The organism is Paracoccus nototheniae (assembly GCF_004335005.1).
In the GTDB taxonomy this organism is placed as follows: domain Bacteria; phylum Pseudomonadota; class Alphaproteobacteria; order Rhodobacterales; family Rhodobacteraceae; genus Paracoccus; species Paracoccus nototheniae.
The window spans coordinates 1-4,427 of record NZ_RQRT01000134.1 but is presented as its reverse complement, the minus strand read 5'-3'; the positions used below and the strand labels follow the sequence as shown (position 1 = coordinate 4,427).

Genomic DNA, 4,427 nt, shown 5'->3' with positions numbered 1-4,427 from the left:
CGCCCCGCCCGCGCCCGCCACTCCGGCCTGAGGGTTTCTTCTTCACGCAAATATCCCGGGGGTCCGGGGGCTGGCCCCCGGCTTGATCATGGTTCCATCCGACGCCATTCTGTCCCGCCTGATGGCGCTGCACCCCAAGGTGATCGACCTGTCCCTGGACCGGATGCACCGTCTGCTGGCGGCGCTGGATCATCCCGAACGCCGCATCCCGCCGGTGATCCATATCGCCGGCACCAATGGCAAGGGCAGCACGCAGGCGATGATCCGCGCGGGGCTCGAGGCCGGGGGTGCGCGCGTGCACGCCTATACCTCGCCGCATCTGGCGCAGTTCCGCGAACGCATCCGGCTGGCCGGTACGCTGATTTCGGACGAGGCGCTGGCCGCCACGCTGGCCGAATGCGAGGCGGCGAATGATGGCCAGCCCATCACCTTTTTCGAGATCACCACCGCCGCCGCCTTTCTGGCCTTTGCGCGCACGCCCGCCGATTACACCCTGCTCGAGGTGGGTCTGGGCGGTCGGCTGGATGCGACGAACGTGATCGACGCCCCGCGCCTGACGGTGATCACCCCCGTCTCGATCGATCACACGCAATATCTGGGCGATACCCTGCCGCTGATCGCGGCGGAAAAAGCCGGGATCATCAAGCCCCGCGTCCCGGTCGTGATCGGCGCGCAGGACGACGCCGCCCTGCAGGTGATCGAGGCGCGGGCGATGGGCCTCAGCGCACCGATTCTGGCCCATGGCCAGCATTGGATGATCCAGCCCGAACGCGACGGAATGATCTTTCAGGACGATCACGGGCTGTGGGATCTGCCGCGCCCGAACCTGACCGGCCCGCATCAGATCCAGAATGCGGGCACCGCGCTGGCCGCCCTGCGCGCCTTGGGCGCGACCGGGGCGCAGGCCCGCGCGGCGGTGACCGGCGCCGACTGGCCCGCCCGGATGCAGCGCCTGAAACGCGGCCCGCTGGTCGATCTGGCGGGCGCGTCCGAATTGTGGCTGGACGGTGGCCACAACCCGGCGGGCGGTCAGGCGCTGGCGGCGACTCTGGCCGCGATGCCCGCGCGGCCCACCCATCTGATCTGCGGCATGCTGAACACCAAGGATATCGCGGGCTATCTGCGCCCTCTGGCCGCCCATGCCGCCAGCCTGACTGCCATCGACATCCCCGGGGAACCGAACACCCTGCCCGCGTCAGAGACCGCCCAAGCGGCGACCTCGGTCGGCATTCCGACGCGCATCGCCGATGATGCGGCTGCGGCGGTCCGCGCGATCACGGCGACGGCGGGGCCGGTGCGCATCCTGATCTGCGGCTCGCTTTATCTTGCGGGCCGCATCCTGCGGGAGAACGGCTGAACCGGCGCAACCCTGCACCGGCCGGAACCGTTGCCCCTGTCCCTGACAAGCGAGGCGTCATGACGCAAACCCCACCGGATGACGATCATCCCGCCCCCCGGGCATCCCTGACCGCGATCCCGGACGACCAGACGCGCGGCCACCCGCCCCCCGACAGCCCGGCCCGCGATACGCGGCAGGCTGTGCTGCGCGGTCTTGCCAATCGCTGCCCGAATTGCGGCGAGGGGCAGTTGCTGCAGGGGTTCCTGACCCTGAACGCCGAATGCGCGCAGTGCGAGACGCCGCTTGGCCGCTATCCCGCGGCGGACGGCCCGGCCTTTTTCACCATGACCGTCATGCTGCTGGTGATGATCCCGCTGTTTGGCATCGTCTGGAACGTCTGGCGACCCGAGCCTCTGACCCTGCTGGCGGTGACCGGGGCGATCATGACGGTGATGACGTTGGTGCTGCTGCGGCTGATCAAGGGGGCCTTCATCGGCTATCTCTGGGCCAGCGACGAACAGGACCGTGGCGCCTGACGCGCCCCGGCCTCTGCCCCCTGATCCCCGCCGCCCTGACCCTCAGACCCGATCGGCGCCCTGATCCCAGTCCCAGGGCGTCGTGAACTGGCCAAGCCGGGTGGCCACTTCGGCCTCGTCGACCCCGTCGCGCGACAGAAACGCCACCAGACCGCGCTTTTTATCCTCGCGCACGGCGACGACGCGGGCGCCGGTGCCTTCCAGCGCCGCGTCATAGACGCGGGTGATCGCCAGCTTGCGCAGGTCGGGCTTGAAGATCTTGCCCACGGCGGTCTTGGGCAGTTCGGACAGCACCTCGATATGCTTGGGCACGGCGGCGCGTTCGTGGATATGGGCCTTGGCATGGTCCATCAACTCGCGCACCGACACCTCGGCCCCGGCAATCAGTTCGACATAGGCGCAAGGCAATTCGCCCGCAAAGCTGTCGGGCTGGCCGATGGCACCCACAAAGGACACGGCGGGATGCGAGGCCAGCCCTTCCTCGATCTCGGCGGGGTCAATGTTATGGCCGCCCCGGATGATCAGATCCTTGGCCCGACCGGTGATCCACAGATAGCCGTCAGCGTCCAGCCGCCCCAGATCGCCAGTGCGCAGATAGACATCGTCGCAGAACAGCCGGTGGTTCTTGTCCGCCTCGGTATAGGTCGAGCCGGGAAAGACGCCGGGATTGGCGATGCAGATCTCTCCGACCTCGTCGGTCGCGCATTCCTGCACCTGACCGCCCTCCACATGGTTCAGGATCCGCACATGCGTATAGGGCAAGGGGATACCGACCGAGCCGACCTTCTTGACCCCGTTGACCGGGTTGCAGCTGACCAGACAGGTCGCCTCGGTCAGCCCGTAGCCTTCCGATATTTCGACCCCCGTCGCCGCCTTGAAGCGGTTGTAGAGTTCGACCGGCAGCGGGGCCGATCCCGAAATCGCGGTCTTGAGGCTGCTGACATCGGCATTCACCGGACGCTGCATCAGGGCTGCGATCGCGGTGGGCACGGTGATCAGGAACGTCGCCTGCCAGCGTTCGATCAGACCCCAGAAATTGTCAAAGACCCCGTCGCCGCGATATCCGGCAGGCGTCGGCATGACCACATGCGCGCCCGAGGCGATGCACGACATCAGCACCGGATAGGCCGCAAAGACGTGAAACATCGGCAGCGGGCACATCAGCACATCGGTTTCATCGAACAGCAGCGTGCCACCCAACCAACCGTTATAGATCATGCCCGAATATTTGTGCTGGGCGACCTTGGGAGTGCCGGTCGTGCCGCCGGTGTGGAAATAGGCGGCGACGCGGTCCGTGGCGGGATCGTCGAAGTCCAGCTGCTTGTGGCTGCGCGCGCTGGTCGCGGCCTCGAAATCCAGCACCTTGGCCTTGTGACGCACCTTCACCTTGGGACGGATCAGCGGCACGATGAACCGCTTGAGCCCACGCAGGTGCCGGTTCAGGTCGATCTCGATCACATGGGTGACATCGGGGGCAAGGGCCACCGCCTCGGCGGCCTTCTGGGCCACGTCGGTCTTGGGGAAGGCCTTCAGCGTCACCAGAACCTTGGCGCGCGTCTCGCGCAGGATGCCGGCGATCTGGCGGGTGTCCAGCAGCGGGTTGATCGGGTTCACGATCCCCGCCGTGGCACCGGCCAGCAGCACGACCGGAGTCTCGATGCTGTTGGGCAGAAGATAGGCGACGGTGTCGGTCGGCCCCACACCCAGACTGCGCAGCAGATTGGCGGTCTCGGTCACCCGCTCCAGCAATTCCTGCCAGTTGAGGGTGACGGACGGATCACGCGGACCCGACAAAAGCTGGAACGAGATGGCGGGCCGTTGCGGAAACCGTGTGGCCGTGCGAGCCAGAAAATCATAGATCGTGACCGGCAGATCGCGCGCGTCATAGAGGCTTTCGCCTTCGATCCGGTCGCGATCCTCATAGGTGCTGAACTTGCCCAAGCTGGTCCCCTCCTCCGTGTCGGGCCGACACGCTGGCGGCCCCTTTCCCTAAGCATCAGGATGGGCCGGATCGCGGCAAGGGGGCAAGGGCTGCGCGGCGGGCCATGTGTAAAAACGCCGCGTCAGGCGGGACCGGACGCGGCGTCAAAGGCGACTGGATCAGCCTTGCTGCGGCGGAATGCGCAGCATCTGACCCGGATAGATCTTGTCCGGATCGCTCAGCATCGGGCGGTTCGCCTCGAATATGGCATTGTATTTCGAGGCATCGCCCAGGTGCGCCTTGGCGATCGCCGACAGGGTCTCGCCCTTGGCGACGGTGTGGAACACCGGCTGAGGCGCCTCGGGTGGCAGGTCGGCCTCGACCTTGGCGATGCCCTGAATGTTGCCGACGGCAAGGATCAGCTTTTCCAGCGCCTCGCGGTCCGCACCCTTCGATTCGACGATGACCGTGTCGCCGCGCAAACGCAGATGCACATCGTCGCCATCCAGAATGGCAACGTGATTACCCGCCGCCTCGCGAAAGCAATGCTGGTAATTGGCCGAGACGCCTAGATTGCCGCCGGTGCTGATGTTGCGGATGCGGTCGGGATAGCGCGCGGCGTAACGCGCCA

4 protein-coding genes are annotated in these 4,427 nt (G+C 66.7%); 2 read left to right on the top strand and 2 right to left on the bottom strand.

What is annotated here, in order from left to right:
- Positions 1-88 precede the first annotated feature (88 nt).
- Together EG885_RS21860 and EG885_RS21855 are read left to right on the top strand one after the other, a co-directional pair.
- Positions 89-1,357 (top strand): bifunctional folylpolyglutamate synthase/dihydrofolate synthase, encoded by a 1,269-nt coding sequence (locus EG885_RS21860; protein ID WP_131578895.1) that lies wholly within the window; start codon positions 89-91, stop codon positions 1,355-1,357.
- Between the two features lie 59 nt (positions 1,358-1,416).
- Positions 1,417-1,875 carry a DUF983 domain-containing protein gene (locus EG885_RS21855; RefSeq protein ID WP_131578892.1) on the top strand — a complete coding sequence of 153 codons (459 nt, stop codon included), beginning with the start codon at positions 1,417-1,419 and terminating at the stop codon, positions 1,873-1,875.
- A 42-nt stretch (positions 1,876-1,917) separates the two neighbouring features.
- Here EG885_RS21855 and EG885_RS21850 read toward each other — a convergent pair whose 3' ends face one another.
- Both EG885_RS21850 and lysM read right to left on the bottom strand, forming a co-directional pair.
- A complete protein-coding gene (locus tag EG885_RS21850; protein ID WP_131578889.1) occupies positions 1,918-3,816 on the bottom strand; it encodes an acyl-CoA synthetase in 1,899 nt (632 codons plus the stop codon).
- Between the two features lie 159 nt (positions 3,817-3,975).
- Positions 3,976-4,427, bottom strand: a 452-nt coding sequence (lysM, locus tag EG885_RS21845) for a peptidoglycan-binding protein LysM (protein WP_341352780.1), incomplete at its 5' end; no start/stop codon positions are given.